Annotated in this window: 19 protein-coding genes; 5 read left to right on the top strand and 14 right to left on the bottom strand. The window is 61.0% G+C overall.

Annotated features, from left to right (window positions below):
* Positions 1–88: 88 nt before the first annotated feature.
* Positions 89–973, bottom strand: coding sequence for a transcriptional regulator GcvA (gene gcvA, locus AF71_RS00815; protein ID WP_169679247.1), 885 nt, complete (start codon positions 971–973; stop codon positions 89–91).
* A 214-nt stretch (positions 974–1,187) separates the two neighbouring features.
* On the opposite strand from gcvA, the gene AF71_RS00810 reads away from it, so the two are divergent.
* On the top strand, positions 1,188–2,105 hold the full coding sequence (locus AF71_RS00810) for a DMT family transporter (protein WP_192240310.1): 918 nt from the start codon (positions 1,188–1,190) through the stop codon (positions 2,103–2,105).
* Here AF71_RS00810 and hemW read toward each other — a convergent pair.
* From hemW to rph, 4 genes are read right to left on the bottom strand one after another with little or no spacing between them, the layout of a single operon-like run.
* Positions 2,102–3,277, bottom strand: a complete 1,176-nt coding sequence (gene hemW / locus AF71_RS00805; RefSeq protein ID WP_018855128.1) for a radical SAM family heme chaperone HemW — start codon at positions 3,275–3,277, stop codon at positions 2,102–2,104. The two genes, AF71_RS00810 and hemW, sit on opposite strands and share 4 nt — an antisense overlap.
* A 34-nt stretch (positions 3,278–3,311) precedes the next feature.
* Entirely contained in the window at positions 3,312–3,956 is a 645-nt protein-coding gene (gene rdgB, locus AF71_RS00800) for an RdgB/HAM1 family non-canonical purine NTP pyrophosphatase (RefSeq protein WP_025658695.1), read from the bottom strand.
* A 7-nt stretch (positions 3,957–3,963) separates the two neighbouring features.
* On the bottom strand, positions 3,964–4,380 hold the full coding sequence (locus tag AF71_RS00795; RefSeq protein WP_018855126.1) for a VOC family protein: 417 nt from the start codon (positions 4,378–4,380) through the stop codon (positions 3,964–3,966).
* Entirely contained in the window at positions 4,377–5,096 is a 720-nt protein-coding gene (gene rph, locus AF71_RS00790; protein WP_062371335.1) for a ribonuclease PH, read from the bottom strand. Before rph ends, AF71_RS00795 begins: the two co-directional genes overlap by 4 nt.
* Positions 5,097–5,271: 175 nt before the next feature.
* Between rph and hrcA the strand changes: the two genes are divergently transcribed.
* Positions 5,272–6,360 (top strand): heat-inducible transcriptional repressor HrcA, encoded by a 1,089-nt coding sequence (gene hrcA / locus AF71_RS00785; protein ID WP_018855124.1) that lies wholly within the window; start codon positions 5,272–5,274, stop codon positions 6,358–6,360.
* 5 nt (positions 6,361–6,365) lie between these two features.
* On the opposite strand, the gene AF71_RS00780 is transcribed toward hrcA, so the two are convergent.
* Entirely contained in the window at positions 6,366–6,800 is a 435-nt protein-coding gene (locus AF71_RS00780; RefSeq protein ID WP_018855123.1) for a GFA family protein, read from the bottom strand.
* Between the two features lie 219 nt (positions 6,801–7,019).
* Here AF71_RS00780 and grpE point away from each other — a divergent pair, with 219 nt between their 5' ends.
* On the top strand, positions 7,020–7,640 hold the full coding sequence (gene grpE, locus AF71_RS00775) for a nucleotide exchange factor GrpE (protein WP_018855122.1): 621 nt from the start codon (positions 7,020–7,022) through the stop codon (positions 7,638–7,640).
* Positions 7,641–7,670: 30 nt separating this feature from the next.
* Here the strand turns inward: grpE and AF71_RS00770 are convergent, their stop codons facing one another.
* Entirely contained in the window at positions 7,671–8,615 is a 945-nt protein-coding gene (locus tag AF71_RS00770) for a nucleoside hydrolase (protein WP_169679244.1), read from the bottom strand.
* Between the two features lie 260 nt (positions 8,616–8,875).
* Here AF71_RS00770 and AF71_RS00765 point away from each other — a divergent pair, with 260 nt between their 5' ends.
* Together AF71_RS00765 and AF71_RS00760 are read left to right on the top strand one after the other, a co-directional pair.
* The gene (locus AF71_RS00765; RefSeq protein WP_062371331.1) at positions 8,876–9,307 is read left to right on the top strand and encodes an Hsp20 family protein; all 432 of its coding nucleotides are present in this window, start codon (positions 8,876–8,878) and stop codon (positions 9,305–9,307) included.
* 49 nt (positions 9,308–9,356) lie between these two features.
* Complete coding sequence (locus tag AF71_RS00760) at positions 9,357–9,614, top strand: DUF1150 family protein (RefSeq protein WP_007799651.1); 258 nt, start codon at positions 9,357–9,359, stop codon at positions 9,612–9,614.
* A gap of 6 nt (positions 9,615–9,620) precedes the next feature.
* On the opposite strand, the gene trmB is transcribed toward AF71_RS00760, so the two are convergent.
* The 7 genes from trmB to AF71_RS00725 form a co-directional block, all read right to left on the bottom strand.
* On the bottom strand, positions 9,621–10,322 hold the full coding sequence (trmB, locus tag AF71_RS00755) for a tRNA (guanosine(46)-N7)-methyltransferase TrmB (protein ID WP_018855118.1): 702 nt from the start codon (positions 10,320–10,322) through the stop codon (positions 9,621–9,623).
* Positions 10,319–11,572 carry a methionine adenosyltransferase gene (gene metK, locus AF71_RS00750; protein WP_018855117.1) on the bottom strand — a complete coding sequence of 418 codons (1,254 nt, stop codon included), beginning with the start codon at positions 11,570–11,572 and terminating at the stop codon, positions 10,319–10,321. Before metK ends, trmB begins: the two co-directional genes overlap by 4 nt.
* Positions 11,573–11,754: 182 nt before the next feature.
* Positions 11,755–12,174 (bottom strand): helix-turn-helix domain-containing protein, encoded by a 420-nt coding sequence (locus AF71_RS00745; RefSeq protein WP_018855116.1) that lies wholly within the window; start codon positions 12,172–12,174, stop codon positions 11,755–11,757.
* Between the two features lie 152 nt (positions 12,175–12,326).
* Entirely contained in the window at positions 12,327–13,928 is a 1,602-nt protein-coding gene (lnt, locus tag AF71_RS00740; RefSeq protein WP_169679241.1) for an apolipoprotein N-acyltransferase, read from the bottom strand.
* Between the two features lie 76 nt (positions 13,929–14,004).
* Entirely contained in the window at positions 14,005–15,156 is a 1,152-nt protein-coding gene (locus AF71_RS00735) for a hemolysin family protein (protein ID WP_026371511.1), read from the bottom strand.
* Positions 15,153–15,668 carry an rRNA maturation RNase YbeY gene (gene ybeY / locus AF71_RS00730; RefSeq protein ID WP_018855113.1) on the bottom strand — a complete coding sequence of 172 codons (516 nt, stop codon included), beginning with the start codon at positions 15,666–15,668 and terminating at the stop codon, positions 15,153–15,155. The genes AF71_RS00735 and ybeY overlap by 4 nt, the downstream gene beginning before the upstream one ends.
* Positions 15,668–16,717, bottom strand: coding sequence for a PhoH family protein (locus AF71_RS00725; RefSeq protein WP_025658708.1), 1,050 nt, complete (start codon positions 16,715–16,717; stop codon positions 15,668–15,670). Before AF71_RS00725 ends, ybeY begins: the two co-directional genes overlap by 1 nt.
* Positions 16,718–16,725: the final 8 nt, after the last annotated feature.

The raw sequence follows: 16,725 nt of genomic DNA, 5'->3' as shown, positions 1-16,725 counted from the left end.
ATAGTCAAGAAAAAGCCCGAAGAAAACCCTATTTTATGATTAGAATGCTCCACTTTTTAATCAGCATGACAAATCAGCCACAGTCAGGTCAGGCCTGTGCCTCGGTCAGCAGCCAGCGGCGAAAGGCCGCCGCTGCCGGTCGCTCGAGCGCGGGGCCCGGATAGACGAGGTGGAAGGCAAGGCGGCTTGCGATCCCAAGCGGGAAAGGCGTGATCACCGCACCTTCCTTCAGGTCCCGCTCCAGAAACGAGCGTCGCATCAAGGCAAAGCCGAGCCCGGCCTTCATCGCGTCATAGGCTCCGTTGCCATGCATGAAGATCGGCCCGCGCGACGGATCGACCCCCGTTGCGCCGGCCGCTTCCAGCCAGAGCTGCCAGTCATGGCGATAGACGTCATGGATCAGTTGGAAACCAGCGAGGGCGCCGGGCGACGGATTGCTCCCCAGTTCAGCGGCAAGCTTTGGCGTGCAGACCGGCACGAGTTCGTCATCGACGAGCCGCTCGCTGATCAGGCCGTCATACCCGCCGAGCCCGTGGCGGATTGCGAGGTCGATGCCGTCACGCTGAAAGTCGAGCACGCGGTGCGATGCGCTGATGCGAACGTCGATTTCAGGGTGCATCGCCTCGAAGCGCCCGAGACGCGGCACGAGCCAGTAGGTCGCAAATCCCGCCGTGCAGGTGACGTTGAGGACGGCGCCGCGTCCCCGCGCCGTGATTGCCGCCGTCGCCTCCCGGACCAGACGGAATGCTGCCCTAAGCGTCGAAAAATAATCCGCGCCCTCAACCGTCAAGGCCAGCGCGCGCGTCTTGCGCTCGAAGAGCTTGACGCCAAGCGATGCTTCCAGGTCACGGATCTGCAGGCTGACGGCGCCCGGCGTGACGTTGAGCTCTTTTGCCGCAAGCGTCATGCTGAGGTGTCGCGCGGCGGCTTCGAAGGCCCTAAGTGCTGAAAGAGAGGGAAGATAGTCGCTCATGGTTTAGCTCAGCTATATCATGGATCGAGAAAGACTCGTTTGTCTCCTGCCAGGCATCGCAATAATATCAGCATGAAAGCTGTCGAAAAAGCTGATTCAAGCTGCGCGATGAGCGAGAATTAATCGAGAATGGCCGCGTTCGAGACGCGCAACAATCGGGTGGTGGCAGCCAGCGGCTGGATGTATTCCGGTCAGGCTGACTAGGGAGAAGATAATGCAGCAGAAACAAATGGGCCTTGCCGAGTGGGGAATGCTGCTGGTGTTGTCCCTGTTATGGGGCGGCTCCTTCCTCTTCAACGGTATTCTGGTGAAGACCCTGCCGCCGTTCACGATCGTCGCGGGCCGGGTCCTGGTTGCCGCACTTGCGCTGAACCTTATCGTCCGAGCCACCGGCCATGCGATGCCGCGCGACGCTAGGTCCTGGGCTGCGTTCTTCGGCATGGGCATCCTGAACAACATGATCCCCTTCTGCCTCATCGTCTGGGGCCAGACGCACATCGCAAGCGGCCTTGCCTCGATCCTGAATGCCACGACGCCGCTCTTCGGTGTCGTCGTCGCGCATTTCCTGACAGCGGACGAAAAGATGACCGGCAACCGCCTGCTCGGCGTCCTCGTTGGCTTTGCTGGTGTTGCCTACATGATTGGCTTCGACGTGTTGCGTGATCTCGGCTCGAACGTGCTGGCGCAGCTTGCCGTGCTCGGTGCTGCGCTCTCCTACTCCTTCGCCGGGATTTTCGGCCGACGCTTCCGCCAGATGGGCATGGCGCCGCTCATTCCCGCCGCCGGACAGGTTACCGCTTCGACCATCCTGATGCTGCCGATCGCGCTCGTCGTGGATCAACCTTGGACTTTGGCCGCCCCGTCACTCGAGACCTGGATGGCCTTGCTGGGCCTGGCCTTGCTGTCGACGGCGATCGCCTATGTGTTGTTCTTCCGCATCCTGGCAACGGCAGGGGCGACAAACCTCATGCTCGTGACCTTCCTGATCCCGGTCAGCGCCATCCTGCTCGGCGCAGCTATTCTCGGCGAGCAACTGCAAGCCAAGCATCTGATCGGCATGGCGATGATTGCGATCGGCCTTGCGGCGATCGACGGGCGGTTGTTTTCCCTGGGACGAAAGCGGCCGGCCTAGCAGGCGAGGTCGGCTACGACGGAATCGAGGATCAGCATACCCGACGGCGTGCAGCGAAGCCGGGAATTGCCGATCCGCTCGACGAAGCCGTGTTCCAGCAGGAATTCTTCACGCTTTGGGTCGAGATCGCGGCCTGAAAGCTGTTGCCAGCGGGCGAGATCGACACCTTCCTTCAGGCGTAGTCCCATCAACAGCAGTTCGTCCGCCTGCTCCTCGTAGCCGAGTTGTTCCTGATCGAGGATGCCGTGGCCGTCGCGCTCGACGAGATCGAGCCAACTTTCCGGCTTCCGCTCGGTCGCCGTCGCGATCTTCATCGCGCCGCGCGTCAGCCGCCCGTGGGCGCCGGGGCCGATACCGGCATAGTCGCCGTAACGCCAATAGGTGAGGTTGTGGCGGCTCTCCGCGCCGGGGCGCGCGTGGTTGGACACCTCGTAGGCCGGCATTCCTTCGCGAGCCGTGATCTCCTGCGTCGCTTCGTAGAGCAATGCCGATTGATCGCCGTCCGGAACGACAAGCTTGCCCGCCTTGTGAAGGCCGTAGAAGGGCGTGCCTTCCTCGATCGTCAGCTGGTAGAGCGAGAGGTGATCGACCGCGTAGGAGATCGCCTCCTTCAGCTCGCGCTCCCATTCCTCGACAGTCTGGTTCGGGCGAGCATAGATCAGGTCGAAGGACATGCGCGGAAAGATGTCGCGTGCCAGCTTGATCGCCTTCAGCGCGTCGGCAACGTCGTGCAGCCGTCCGAGAAACTTCAGGTCGCGGTCATTCAAGGCTTGGACGCCAAGCGAGACGCGGTTGACCCCGGCGGCGCGATAGCCCCGGAAACGCTCCGCCTCGACGCTGGAGGGGTTCGCCTCCATGGTGATCTCGATACCGTCTGGCATATGCCAATGCTTGGCAATACCATTGAGAATGGCCGAAACCGTCGAAGGGTTCATCAGAGAGGGCGTGCCGCCGCCGAGGAAGACGCTCGTCACCGTCTTCGGCCCGCTCAATTGGCGCACCGTTGCCATTTCCTTCAGGAAGGCCGCAGTGAAGCGCTCCTGATCGACCGGCTGGTGGCGGACATGGCTGTTGAAATCGCAATAGGGGCACTTGGCAGCGCAGAACGGCCAATGCACGTAGACGCCGAAGCCGGGTTCGCCGGTATCGGGCAGAAGAGCGGCATAGCGCATCAGGTCAGGCTGTTCCAAAGTGTCCACGTTGCCCTTAGGCTTCCAGGCAGGTTTCGACGAAAATCTTGAAGGCGCGGGCGCGGTGCGACAGGGCCTCTGCGTCGCCCGGCTTCCAGCCGTGTTTTTCTTCCCCGCTCATCTCTCCAAAGGTAGTGTCATAGCCCTCGGGTTGAAAGACCGGATCGTAGCCGAAGCCTTGGCTGCCGCGCGGCGGCCAGACGACAGCGCCCTCGACTTCACCGCGGAAGAGCTCCGTATGGCCGTCCGGCCAGGCAAGGCAGAGCACGCTTACGAAGCGGGCGGTACGCTGTTCCGGCTTTGAAGCGCCGGCCTTGTCCAGCGCCGCCTCGACTTTCTCCATCGCCATCGCGAAGTCGCGGGTCCCGTCGGGCTTCTCGGCCCAGTTGGCGGTATAGACGCCAGGATCGCCGCCGAGCGCATCGATGGCGAGGCCGGAATCATCCGACAGCGCCGGAAGTCCAGCGGCTTCCGCAGAAGCGAGCGCCTTGATCTTTGCGTTTTCCTCGAAGGTGGTGCCGGTTTCGTCAGGCTCCACGAAGTTCAATTCAGCCGCCGACTTCGCGGTGAAGCCGAAGGGGCCGATCAGGTCCTGGATTTCCCGGATCTTGCCGGCATTGTGGCTGGCAACGACAATGGTCTTGGTTTCGAGCTTGCGCATGATTGTCCTATTCGAGGCCCCAGATACGGGCTTCAGCGCATTCAAGGCTGTTGCCCGCTGGATCGCGGAAATAGATCGATCGGCCGCCCTGCGGCCAGGTGACTTCGGATTCGATGGCGACGCCCTCGGACATCAACCGGGTGGCAATCGCATCGAGATTTTCGCCCGAGACGCGGAAACAGGCGTGTCCCGCACCGCTTGTGCCATGAGGCGGCACCTGCAGCGCGGTCGGTGAGGGCGGCTTGATCGTTTCTTTCGGATTGAAAATCAGCAGCACGCCGGGGCCGCAGCGAAAGAAGACATGCCGGTTGCCGCTCCGCGAGATCTTCGAAAGACCGAGAACGCCTTCATAGAAGGCTTCGACCTTGTCGAGATCCTCAGCATAGAGCGCCGTCTCCAGCATGCCTTCCAGCACGTCGTTCATCCGGCGATCGCCTGCTTTTGCATCGCCACGAGTTCGGCAATGCCCCCCTTGGCGAGCGTCATCAGCGAAGCGAACTCCTCGTCGGTAAAGGGCGTGCCTTCGGCGGTGCCCTGAATTTCGACGATACCGCCAGTGCCGGTCATCACGAAGTTCGCGTCGGTCTCGGCCGAGGAGTCTTCGAGATAGTCGAGGTCAAGGACCGACTGGTTTGCGAAGATGCCACAGGAAATGGCCGCGACGTGGTCCTTGAGCACGCGCTCGACCTTGAGCATGTTGCGGCTCTCCATCCATTTCAGGCAGTCGTAGAGCGCAATCCAGGCGCCCGTGATCGAGGCGGTGCGCGTTCCGCCGTCCGCCTGGATGACGTCGCAATCGAGGGTGATCTGGCGCTCGCCGAGCTCCTTGAGGTCGACGACGGCGCGCAGCGAGCGGCCGATCAGGCGCTGGATCTCCTGGGTGCGACCGCCCTGCTTGCCGGCCGCAGCTTCGCGCTTCATGCGATCGCCGGTGGCGCGCGGCAGCATGCCGTATTCGGCCGTAACCCAGCCCTTGCCGGTGTTGCGCAGCCATGCCGGCGGCTTTTCCTCGACGCTCGCCGTGCACAACACATGCGTATCACCGAACTTCACCAGACAGGAGCCTTCCGCGTGCTTGGAGAAATTGCGCTCGAAAGAGACCTTGCGCATCTGGTCGGTTTTTCTGCCTGAGGGCCGCATACTATTCTCCTAATCATCGTGCCGAAGGCGTGAGCAGGCTTCGGGTAGATCATGCGTGCTATGGTGTTGAGAGCTTCTACGATTGGCAGCGTCCATTTGCAATTTCCCTTTTGCCGCTGCGGAGAGATTGGCTATATTTTGTCGGATCATCGTCAGCACGGGTACGCAAGGTTTCATGGAGTTCAGATCGACGTCGGTTTCAGAGGCAGTGGCTGCGCTGGATGAACGCTCCAAGGAAATCTTTCGCCGCATCGTGGAGGGCTATCTGGAAACGGGCGAACCGCTCGGTTCCCGCAACCTTTCGCGAATCCTGCCGATGTCGCTGTCGCCGGCGTCCGTACGCAATGTGATGAGCGATCTGGAAGAACTCGGCCTCATCTATTCACCGCATGTCAGTTCCGGGCGTCTGCCGACGCAGATCGGCCTGCGCTTCTTCGTCGACGCCTTCATGCAGGTGGGCGATCTCTCGGCCGAGGATCGTGCCAACATCGATCGGCAGGTGCGCGCCGAAAGCCGCGACAATCCGATGGAATTGATGATGAACGAGGCGAGCCGAATGCTCTCGGGCATTTCGCGCGGCGCCGGACTTGTCATCACCTCGAAAAGCGATCCTGTGCTCAAGCATGTCGAGTTCATTCGCCTCGAGCCGACCAAGGCGCTTGCGGTGCTCGTTGGCGATCACGACCAGGTGGAAAACCGCATCATCGAGCTTCCGGCAGGCGTCACATCATCGCAATTGACCGAGGCCGCAAACTTCCTCAACGCGCATATGACCGGCCAGACGCTGCCGGAACTGCGCAATCAGCTGAGCCGACTGAAGGACGATGTCCGCCGCGAACTCGACACGCTGTCGCAGGATCTCGTCGAGCGCGGCATCGCTGTGTGGTCCGGCAGCGCGGACGAAGGCAAACCGGCTCAGCTCATCATTCGCGGCCGCGCCAATTTGCTCGCCGGTCTCGCCGGTGCCGACGATCTCGACCGCCTGCGCATGCTGTTCGACGACCTCGAGAAAAAAGACAGCTTGCTGGAACTCCTCAATCTGGCCGAAAGCGGGCCAGGTGTGCGCATTTTCATCGGCTCGGAGAACAAGCTCTTCTCGCTCTCCGGCTCGTCGTTGATCGTTGCGCCTTATCGTGACGATGACGACCGCATTGTCGGTGCCGTGGGAGTGATCGGGCCGACGCGTCTCAACTACTCGCGCATCGTCCCGATGGTCGATTATACCGCTCAGCTTATGACGCGACTGTCACGCGGCGCGAAGTAGCGCGGCTACTCAGGCAACGTGTCGCCCGAGCCGCCCATCTCCGCGGGCATGTCTTTATATTTGGGCAGGCCGTCACGAATGCGCAGCACGCTCTCCTGATAGTTCACGTGCAGCGCCGGGGTGTAGTCGAGATCCGGCAGAAGTGCCGCGTAGACGTCGGTGACGCCCCAGGTCGGGTGCTCGGTGTAGAGATGCCCACCGCACAGCTCGCAGAACTTCCGCACGCTGGTATCGGACTTCTGATAGCCCTCGACATGCTCTCCGCCTTTAGTGACCCGGACAGCCTGCGGCTGCCAGAGCGTGAAGGCATTGACCGGCCCTGCGGACCAATGCCGGCAGGAGGCACAGTGGCAGTATCCCATCGCCACCGGTTCGCCGGTAGCAACAATCTCCACGGCGCCGCAGAAGCAGCGCCCGGAATAGCTTTTCTGATCGCTCATGGTAGCAGCTCCCTGACCCAGGATTAGGCCGAAGCAAGAAAGGTTTAGGTAGCTCTAAAATAAAAGAACTTTAGCGCGAGCAAGTCAAGCTGGCCCTCTCGCTCAACCCGGCATGAGTTGCCCCGCATCGCGCGCTTTTCAGTCACGCAGACTTGATTTTTGCCCGTCAAAGCTCGATATCGGGCACATCCTAAAAGACACCAATCACCGGAGAACGTCATGACTGACGAAACGACGAAGAACGGACCTGACGCAGCCGCGGCCGAAGCCGCAGCGGACGCCGCCGCAAACGTCGAGAACGAAGCCACCGCACAGCCCGATCCGCTGGAACTTCTGAAGGGCGAGAACGCAGAGCTGCGCGACCGCTATCTGCGGCTTGCTGCCGAGATGGATAACCTGCGCCGCCGCACCGAGCGGGAAATCAAGGACGCCAAGACCTATTCGGCTGCTGGCTTCGCCCGCGACATGTTGGCCGTTTCGGACAACCTGCGCCGCGCCATCGATGCGATTCCGGAGGAAGCAAGGGCTGCCGCTGATGCCGGCCTGACAACGCTGATCGAGGGTGTCGAGATGACGGAACGCTCGATGTTGGCGGCGCTCGAGCGCCACGGTGTCCGAAAGCTGGAGCCGGTTGGCCAGAAGTTCGATCCGAATTTCCACCAGGCCATGTTCGAAGTACCGAACCCTGAGGTGCCGAACAACACCGTTGTTCAGGTCGTTCAGGCTGGCTACACGATTGGCGAGCGTGTTCTGCGCCCGGCCATGGTCGGCGTCGCCAAGGGCGGACCGAAGCTGGTCGAACCCGAAACCAATTCGGTTTTCGACCAGAAGGACGCCTGATCCCTCAGGCGCCCGTCAAACAATCCGAAATCAGATGCGGGCGAAACGCTCGATCAGCAGATCGAAAAATCCGTCCGCATCGACATCGCGCATGACCTGCGCATTGCGCTTGCGGTGGGTCACGTGCCACCAGTCGACGACGGTCATGCCGGCAGTCAGTTCCGACTTCACCTCGATCTCGACATTGCAGGTCCGCCCCTTGAAAAGCTCCGGCTTCAGCAGATAGGCGATAACCGTCGGGTCGTGCAGCGGGCCGCCGTCCGAGCCGTATTTCTCGACATCGAAGCGTTCGAAGAATTCCAGCATCTCGACCATGGCGATGGCCGGGCGTGTGCCGAGATCAGCCATGCGCTTGACGCGGTCCTTGCCTGTCAGAAGCTTGTGCGTGACGTCGAGCGGCATCATCACGATCGGAACGCCGGAGCGGAAGACGATGTCGGCTGCCTCGGGATCCACGAAGATGTTGAATTCGGCGGCCGGCGTAATGTTGCCACCCTCGAAGAAGCCGCCGCCCATCATGACCAGTTCATGGACGCGCGGGATGATGTCGGGCGCCTGCTGGAAGGCCAGGCCAATATTGGTCAGCGGCCCCAGCGTGCAGAGCGTCACTGCGCCTTCCGGCTCGCTGCGCAGCGTCTCGACGATGAAATCCACCGAATGCTGCGTCTGCAGCGGCATCGTGGGCTCGTCGAGAACCGGACCGTCGAGGCCGGTCTTGCCATGCACGTGCTCCGCGGTCACCAGCTTGCGCGCAATCGGCTTGTCGGCGCCGGCAAAGACCTTCGTATCGGTGCGACCACAGAGCTCGCAGACGATGCGCGCATTGCGGCTGGTGTAGGACAGTGGCACGTTGCCGGCGACCGTGGTGATGCCGAGTACATCGAGCTCTTCCGGGCTGCCAAAAGCCAGCATGATGGCGGCTGCGTCGTCCTGACCGGGGTCAGTGTCGATGATGATCTTTCTAGGGTTTGCCATTCCGATCGTTCCCATCCTCGTGGTGCGCGTCTTCGTGGCATGCACCGTTTGTTTATATTCCCGTCGCAAATCGGCACAGCCGGCGCGGGCAGGATTTGATGCGAGTCGGCGCCTGCTTTGTCAAGGTCGGACCCTTGCTGGCTTCCCGGGAGCGAGCATGGACGTCCGCCTTGCGCCCGGGCTCGGCAATTCCCATATTGTCGGCAGTCGGATGCTGCATTTCAGGTCCGGCAAGGTCGCTTGAATCAAGGACTTGAAAGATGAGCCGCATGACGCCTTTCGCGAGCCCGCTGCTTTTGGGCTTTGACGCCATGGAGAAGACGCTGGAGCGCCTTTCCAAGGCGAGTGATGGCTATCCCCCCTACAATATCGAGCGCGTTGCTCCTGACCGCGCTTCCGGCGATCCGGAAAGGCTGCGCATAACCCTTGCCGTCGCGGGATTCGCTGAGGACGACCTCGATGTCTCCGTCGAGGAAAATCAGCTGTCGATCCGCGGCCGTCAGGCAGAGCAGGGAGAGCGCGATTATCTCTATCGCGGCATCGCCGCGCGTCAGTTCCAGCGGACCTTTGTTCTGGCCGACGGCATGCAGGTTTTGGGCGCTTGCCTCAAGAATGGGTTGCTGTCGGTGGATCTCATCCGCCCCGAACCGAGCCGCATGGTGAAGAAAATTAACATTTCGGTCTCACAGTAGGACAACGGCGCATGTTGAGCCGTTGGTCCCTTCTCTTGGAGGTACAGGAATGTTGATGAAAGAAGCCAATTCGCACCTGACCAAAACCGAACTTGCCGGCATCGGCAACGGCGAGGTCGCCTATATCCGCAAGATGCGCAACGAAGAAGTTGCCAAGTGCTTCCCGGAAGCGCCAGACATCGATCCGAGCGTTGACCTCTGGGCGCTATTCGGCGCCGATGGCACGCCGATCCTTTTGACGGATAATCGCTCCAGCACCTTCTTCAAGGCCGCTGAGGATGAGCTGAAAACGGTGAGCCTGCACTAGGCAGGCTCAGACGCGCTTGAATGTGAGATAGGCGGAAGATCTGCCTTCACGCCGTGCCTTGGCCTCGTAGCGTGTGCTCGGCCAGCCCTCGTAGGGCGTCAGCCAGTCTGCCGCATTCTGTGCTAGCCATTCGAAGCCGCCATGGTCGCGGCATTTGAGCAGCGTCCAGTTGACGTAGGTATCGATATCGGACGCAAAGCAGAACAGCCCGCCCGGCTTCAGCACGCGGTGGAATCGGTCGAGGTTCGTCTTCGACACGAAGCGGCGCTTCCAGTGCTTCCGCTTTGGCCACGGATCCGGGTAAAGCAGGTCGATCTGGTCGATCGAGGCGTCCGGCAACCAATCCAGCAATTGCGTCGCATCATCGTTGTAGACACGAACGTTCCTGGCGCCTGCCTTGTCGACGCTCGTCAGCAGCTTCTGCATGGAATTGATGAAAGGCTCGACCCCGATAAAGCCGGTCGAGGGCATTTCCACGGCGCGATGGATCAGATGCTCGCCGCCGCCGAAACCGATTTCCAGGCGCAGCCTTTCGGTCGGCACCGGAAAGAGGGTCTTCAGCGGCTCGGGCGGAGCCGCTGAAAGATCGATGAGGAACGCCGGAAGCAGGGTGTTCAGTCGCTCTGCCTGATGTTCGCGCAGAGCCTTTCCCTTGCGGCGACCGAAGAAGGCTTCGGTCGCGCGTCCGCGACGCTCCATGTCGGTCATGCTGCTTCCTTGACCTTGACGGCGTCCTTGAGCGCCTTGACGAGGTCGGTGCGTTCCCAGGAGAACGAGCCGTCGCGGCCAGCCTTGCGACCGAAATGGCCGTAGGCCGAAGTCTTGGCATAGATCGGCTTGTTGAGGTCGAGGTGACGGCGGATGCCTGTTGGCGACAGGTCCATGTTCTTGCGGATCGCGGCTTCGATCTGGTCTTCCGTCACGCCCTTGCCGGTGCCGTGCAGGTCGACATAGATCGACAGCGGCTGTGCGACGCCGATAGCGTAGGACAGCTGGATCGTGCAGCGGTCGGAAAGACCAGCGGCAACGACGTTCTTCGCGAGGTAACGGGCAGCGTAAGCGGCCGAGCGGTCGACCTTGGTCGTGTCCTTGCCGGAGAACGCACCGCCACCGTGCGGAGCAGCACCGCCGTAGGTGTCGACGATGATCTTGCGGCCGGTGAGGCCGGCGTCGCCGTCAGGACCGCCGATGACGAACTTGCCGGTCGGATTGATGTACCAGTTGCAATCGTCGGCGATCGGCAGATCGCCGAGGGCTTCGCGGATATAGGGCTCGACCACCGCGCGAACCTTCTTCGAATCCCAGCTTTCGTCGAGATGCTGGGTGGAGAGAACGATCGACGTGACTTCGGCAGGCTTGCCGTTCACGTAGCGCACCGTCACCTGGCTTTTGGCGTCCGGGCCGAGCTTTGCAACTTCGCCGTCGCCCTTCTTGCGGGCAGTCGCGAGCAGCTGCAGGATCTTATGGGAGTAATAGATCGGCGCCGGCATGAGGTCAGGCGTTTCCTTGCAGGCGTAGCCGAACATGATGCCCTGGTCGCCGGCACCTTCGTCACCCTGCTGGTCGGCGGCACTATCGACGCCCTGGGCGATGTCGGCGGACTGCGAGTGCAGGAGCACGTCGATCTTCGCCGTCTTCCAGTGGAACCCGTCCTGCTCATAGCCGATGTCCTTGATGGCGCGGCGGGCAGCGGCCTTGAACTTCGAAGGGTTGATGACGTCGTTGCCGTTCTTGTCCTTCTTCATCAGGCTCGGCGGCAGGCGCACTTCACCGGCGATCACGACGCGGTTGGTGGTTGCCAGGGTCTCGCAGGCAATGCGCACGCCCCAGGGGTTGACGCCGGTCTTGGCGGCTTCGCGGTAGACCAGATCCACGATCTCGTCGGAGATCCGGTCACACACCTTGTCCGGGTGACCTTCGGCAACTGACTCGCTGGTGAAAAGGTAATTCGCGCGCATTCCGGGATTCCCCTCAAAGAACAAAAGCTGCCTAGTAGGTACTCAGTTCGCATCAGAAAAACAAGCGTAGAAGGACATAAATATATCTTTATATCTGCTGCAAAGTGGCAAATTTTGCCCCAAAAATGCCAAAAGCGGCCGTTGCGACCGCTTTTGTCTCTGCTCCGAATTTTGAATGGCGGTTATTCGCTGTCGGCTTCGGCGGCGAGTGCCTTCACCAGCTCGACGACTTTGCGGCGAACCTTGGGATCGGTGATTTTTACAAAGGCGCGGTTGAGTTGAAGCCCCTCGGACGACGAAAGAAAGTCGACCACATAGTTGGAGCTGGAGGCTTCCGCCATGCCGGACAGGCCGGAGGATTGTTCGCCCGGCGCGTCCTCGAAGAAGAAGGAAACCGGAACGTTCAAAATGCTGGAAATATTCTGGAGGCGGCTGGCACCGACACGGTTGGTGCCTTTTTCGTATTTCTGGATCTGCTGAAAGGTGATGCCGAGGCTCTCTCCGAGCTTTTCCTGGCTCATTCCGAGCATCGTTCGCCGAAGGCGAATGCGACTACCAACGTGTACGTCGATGGGGTTCGGCCGCTTCTTGTTCTCAATCATGGTCCTGCCCTAACAAAAATTTTCAACCTTGTTCAAACCGGCATGCCCAAACCCATCCCCAAAACGCCACGTTGCAAAGTCTTGATTAACCACCTTGAAACATACGCTAAGAACGCCGATCCGAACCACTATGCAATTTTAGGGGTTTTCGGTCAATTCTGCTTGAAAACTAAACCAAAACGCGAAACCAGCGCAATTGCAAACAGAAGTATCTCGATCAACCGGAAGTAAGTTTGGCGCGGGTAACCCGGATCGCGCTGGGCGTCGAAACGCTCGATGGTTGCGTCGACAAAGCCAGTTTCATTGAGGCCGAGACCCGCAATGACCTCGCCACGGGAGTTCACGATGGCTGAAATTCCGCTATTGCCATTTCGAATCAGCGGCAAGCCGGTCTCCACGGCACGCAACCTAGCCTGTTGAAAGTGCTGGTAGGGGCCGGGTGTTGCACCGAACCACGCGTCGTTCGTGACATTGAGAATGGCATTGGCGGCGCCTAGGTCGCCGGTCATCTCGTCGGGGAAAATGATCTCGTAGCAGACGAGGGGATAGAACTTGATCCCCGTGGGCAAATTCAGAAGCTGGCGCGTGGCGGCGGGTGAGAAGCCGCCTGGCATCTCGACCACATTCTGGATGCCGAAATCGTCGAGGATATTCTCGAACGGCACGTATTCGCCGAACGGCACGAGATGCACCTTGTCGGCCGCGCCGGCAATCTGCCCACGGCCGTCGATGACGTATATCGAATTGTAGTAGCGAGGCGGATTGCCAGGCCCCATGTCCTCCACCCTGACAGCGCCGGCAATCAGGATCTGATTGTCGTCGAGCGTGTCCGCGATCCGGCTGAGCGCATCCTGATTGTCGGTCAGGATGAAGGGAATGGACGTTTCCGGCCAGACAATGATGTCCGGTTTCCGCCCGCCGTCCTTCGGAGGCTCGACGGAAAGCTTCAGGTGCTTCTCGAAGATAGCAGCGCGGTCGGCGTCGCTGTCCATCTTCGCCGTCTGCTCGATCATCGGCTGAACCAGGCGAATGACCGGGCTCGGGGAGTCGGATGCAGGCGCGGGTTGCGGGCCATAGAGGATATAGGCGCCATAGCCGATATGTGCGGCGAAGAGCAGGGCTGCCAGCGAGAGCCCGAGCTTTGCGCCCTGCCGGGTGCCGAGGAGTGCGGGAGCGGCGAAGATGAAGACCGAGAGCGACGTGATGCCCATGATGCCGATGACGTGCGCCGATTGCATCATGAGCGGCACGGGCGTCATGCCGTAGCCGATAGCGTTCCAGGGGAAGCCGGTGAAAAGCACGCTCCGCAGCCACTCCAGCAACCCGAAGCTCGCCGCAAGCGCCGCAATCCGCCCCATGCCATCGGACCACATGGTTCGCGCCAGCGCCGCAGCAATGCCGTAGAAGATGGCGAGCACGGCAGGCAGGCCGAGGATCGCCAGCGGCAGCGCCCAAGCGAAGGCCTCCGCGTCGATCATCAAGGCGTGGCCAAGCCACCAGAGACCCGCGACGAAATAGCCAAAGCCGAAGAGCCAACCGACGGTAAAAGATGGCCACAGTCGCCCAATGAGCCCGCTTTCCGGAGCGGCAGCCGAGCCGTCGATCAGCCAGACGAGCAGCGTGAACGACACGAACATTGCGGCAAAGAAGCCAAATGGAGGCAGGGCCAGAACGCCGACGGCGCCAGCAAGGACCGCCAACGCAACCCTCTTGAACCCCCAGGCAAGGATAACCCTGTCCGCAAGCCGCTCCATGCGCACTCCCATCAAGCTGCGAATCAACCCGCTCGCAGTCTTTCAAAAAAGCCGCCGTTTGTCGTGCGTTGCGGCATCAGGTCGACGTGGAGGCGTCGGTTTGCCTCTCCTCGCCGTGATCCGAACCGGGCGTGCTGTCGCCGTCGATCTTGACGCGGCGACGGATGGCCTGACGCTTGCGGGTGATCCTCACGCGCTTGATCCGGCGCGGATCGGCGTCGAGGATATGGAACTCGAAACCGGGCAGAGCCTGCACGACCTCGCCACGCACCGGAATACGCCCGAGCTCGGAGAAGATCAGGCCGCCCAGCGTGTCGACTTCGTCGACCTGTTCGGTGATGTCGAAGTCCGGCCCGATCGCCTCGGCGATCTCCTCCAGTTCGACACGGGCATCCGCGACGAAGACGTCTTCGGAGACGCGCTTGAACATGACTTCATCGTCGTCGTGCTCGTCGTCGATGTCACCGACGACCATCTCGACGATGTCCTCGTGCGAGGCCAATCCATCGGTGCCGCCGTACTCGTCGATGACCAGCGCCATCTGCGTGCGGTTGACCTGCATGCGGCGAAGGAGGTCCGACGCAAGCATCGACGGCGGAACGAACAGGATCTTGCGGATGATCCCGGCCTCCGACAGCGTCTTCTGTAGGTCGACGCGGCTGAGGTCGAAATTCGGCTTCGCAGCGCGTGTAGGCTTCTGCAAGTGTTCGGGTGAAACCTCGACCAGAGGCTCTGTCGACTTGACTGTCTTGGTGCTGCCGCGGCGCTTGTTGCGGGCCTGCTTGGCGACGTAGGACAGGAGATCGCGGATATGCACCATGCCGCGCGGATCATCGAGCGTATCCGCATAAACAGGCATGCGCGAACGGCCAGATTCCTCGAACAGGATCATCAGTTCGCCGATCGTGATGTTCTGATCGACGGCTTCGATATCGGCCCGCGGCACCATCACGTCAGCAACGCGCACTTCCCGGAAGCGAAGGATGTTGTGCAGCATTGCCCGTTCATCGGGCGAAAAGACGTCACCGTCGGCAGCGTCGGTCAGCAGCGCATCGGCGATGTCCTCGCGAAGGCGCGAGCCCTGCTGTGGTCTCAAGATACGCGCGGCGCGCGTCCAGAAGGATTGGGGTCGTCCAGACTGCCTACTACTACTGCCACCCTCGTCAGAAGAGGAGGATTGGTCGGCGTCCTTGGCCTCCGCGGCCGGTCTCGTCGTAAAGTCGCTCATGGTTCCATTTTAAGGTCTTGACCCTCGTATGGGTCAGATAGGCCGAGTACCGCCAAAATGCGAGTCTCGAGCCCCTCCATTATCTCGGCTTCAGCGTCATTATTATGATCGTAGCCGAAGAGATGCAAGAAACCATGCACCATCAAGTGGGTCAGGTGGTCGTCAAAGCTCTTTTCGAGCTCGACTGCCTCCCGCTCAACGGTCTCTCTTGCGATAATGATGTCGCCCAACATCGGTCCCGGCACGTTGCCCGGCTTGACCGGGAAGGCCGGAAAGGAAAGCACATTGGTCGGCTTGTCCTTGCCGCGCCACTCGGCATTGATGTCCTGGATCGAGGCATCATCCGTGAAAACAAGCGAAACCTCGGGCACCATCTTCGGAAAGGGCTGCTTGACCGTTTCACGCAGATAGGTGGCGGCTGTTTCCAGCACCCGATCCGCCAATGCATGCAGCGCATCCTCGGAGGGCCAGTCGCCCTCTTCGATGCTGATCTGAATGTCGAGTTCGGCCATCAATCCTGCCGGCTGGCTTCCTCTGCTTCCGCGATATAGGTCGAGTCGTAGGCCTTGACGATGCGGCCGACAAGCGGATGACGTACGACATCCGTATCCCGGAAGCGGACGATCGAAATGCCTTCGACGCCATTCAGTAGTTGAAGGGCCTCCACCAGTCCGGATTTGACACCACGCGGCAGGTCGATTTGGCTCGGGTCGCCGGTGACGATCATGCGGGAATTCTCGCCAAGACGCGTCAGGAACATCTTCATCTGCATCGAGGTCGTGTTCTGCGCTTCGTCGAGAATGACGGCAGCGTTTGCGAGCGTCCGGCCGCGCATGAAGGCGAGCGGAGCGATTTCGATAACACCGGCCGTGATTGCCCGATCGACCTTGTCGGCGGGCATCATGTCGTAGAGCGCGTCATAGAGCGGGCGGAGATAGGGATCGACCTTTTCCTTCATGTCGCCGGGCAGGAAGCCGAGCCGCTCGCCGGCTTCCACCGCCGGGCGGGAAAGAATGATCTTCTCGACAAGACCCCGTTCGAGGAGCTGGGCCGCATGAGCGACGGCGAGATAGGTCTTGCCGGTACCCGCCGGACCGACGCCGAAAACCAGTTCGGCCCGTTCCAGAGCGCGCACGTAGGCGTCCTGGGTCGGCGTTCGCGCGACGATAGTCTTCTTGCGGGTCGAAATCTGCGCCATGGTGAGCTTGGCTTTGCGCTCCATCGTCGGCAGGCTCAGTTGATCGTCTGCGGCGACCGCCATGCGGATCGCGCCTTCCACGTCGGATCGCTCCACGCTGCCGCCTTTCTGGAGTTTCTCATAGAGGTAATCGAGTGTACGCCGCGCCTGGTTGGTGGCGACAATGTCTCCCGAGATAACGACGGAATTGCCGCGCGCTCGAGCGTCGATGTGGAGACGCTCTTCAAGCAGCTTGAGGTTCTGGTCGAACTGACCGAACAACTCACTGGCGAACCGATTGTTCTCGAACGTCAGAATAAAGTGATTGGCGTCGCTCGCAATGCGTGGGTGGCGCGGTGAAGAAACCAATTCTTGTCCGTTCAAGCGGTCGA

The organism is Rhizobium sp. 57MFTsu3.2, assembly GCF_012932765.1.
Classification (GTDB): Bacteria; Pseudomonadota; Alphaproteobacteria; order Rhizobiales; family Rhizobiaceae; genus Rhizobium; species Rhizobium altiplani.
Note: the sequence above shows the minus strand (reverse complement) of the source record. Positions and strands in the feature narration are given on the sequence as shown.

Coding starts and splice junctions, on each gene's coding strand:
- gcvA (WP_169679247.1), bottom strand. CDS start 973: ATGAGCGACTATCTTCCCTCTCTTTCAGCACTTAGGGCCTTCGAAGCC.
- AF71_RS00810 (WP_192240310.1), top strand. CDS start 1,188: ATGCAGCAGAAACAAATGGGCCTTGCCGAGTGGGGAATGCTGCTGGTG.
- hemW (WP_018855128.1), bottom strand. CDS start 3,277: ATGCGCTATGCCGCTCTTCTGCCCGATACCGGCGAACCCGGCTTCGGC.
- rdgB (WP_025658695.1), bottom strand. CDS start 3,956: ATGCGCAAGCTCGAAACCAAGACCATTGTCGTTGCCAGCCACAATGCC.
- AF71_RS00795 (WP_018855126.1), bottom strand. CDS start 4,380: ATGAACGACGTGCTGGAAGGCATGCTGGAGACGGCGCTCTATGCTGAG.
- rph (WP_062371335.1), bottom strand. CDS start 5,096: ATGCGGCCCTCAGGCAGAAAAACCGACCAGATGCGCAAGGTCTCTTTC.
- hrcA (WP_018855124.1), top strand. CDS start 5,272: ATGGAGTTCAGATCGACGTCGGTTTCAGAGGCAGTGGCTGCGCTGGAT.
- AF71_RS00780 (WP_018855123.1), bottom strand. CDS start 6,800: ATGAGCGATCAGAAAAGCTATTCCGGGCGCTGCTTCTGCGGCGCCGTG.
- grpE (WP_018855122.1), top strand. CDS start 7,020: ATGACTGACGAAACGACGAAGAACGGACCTGACGCAGCCGCGGCCGAA.
- AF71_RS00770 (WP_169679244.1), bottom strand. CDS start 8,615: ATGGCAAACCCTAGAAAGATCATCATCGACACTGACCCCGGTCAGGAC.
- AF71_RS00765 (WP_062371331.1), top strand. CDS start 8,876: ATGAGCCGCATGACGCCTTTCGCGAGCCCGCTGCTTTTGGGCTTTGAC.
- AF71_RS00760 (WP_007799651.1), top strand. CDS start 9,357: ATGTTGATGAAAGAAGCCAATTCGCACCTGACCAAAACCGAACTTGCC.
- trmB (WP_018855118.1), bottom strand. CDS start 10,322: ATGACCGACATGGAGCGTCGCGGACGCGCGACCGAAGCCTTCTTCGGT.
- metK (WP_018855117.1), bottom strand. CDS start 11,572: ATGCGCGCGAATTACCTTTTCACCAGCGAGTCAGTTGCCGAAGGTCAC.
- AF71_RS00745 (WP_018855116.1), bottom strand. CDS start 12,174: ATGATTGAGAACAAGAAGCGGCCGAACCCCATCGACGTACACGTTGGT.
- lnt (WP_169679241.1), bottom strand. CDS start 13,928: ATGGAGCGGCTTGCGGACAGGGTTATCCTTGCCTGGGGGTTCAAGAGG.
- AF71_RS00735 (WP_026371511.1), bottom strand. CDS start 15,156: ATGAGCGACTTTACGACGAGACCGGCCGCGGAGGCCAAGGACGCCGAC.
- ybeY (WP_018855113.1), bottom strand. CDS start 15,668: ATGGCCGAACTCGACATTCAGATCAGCATCGAAGAGGGCGACTGGCCC.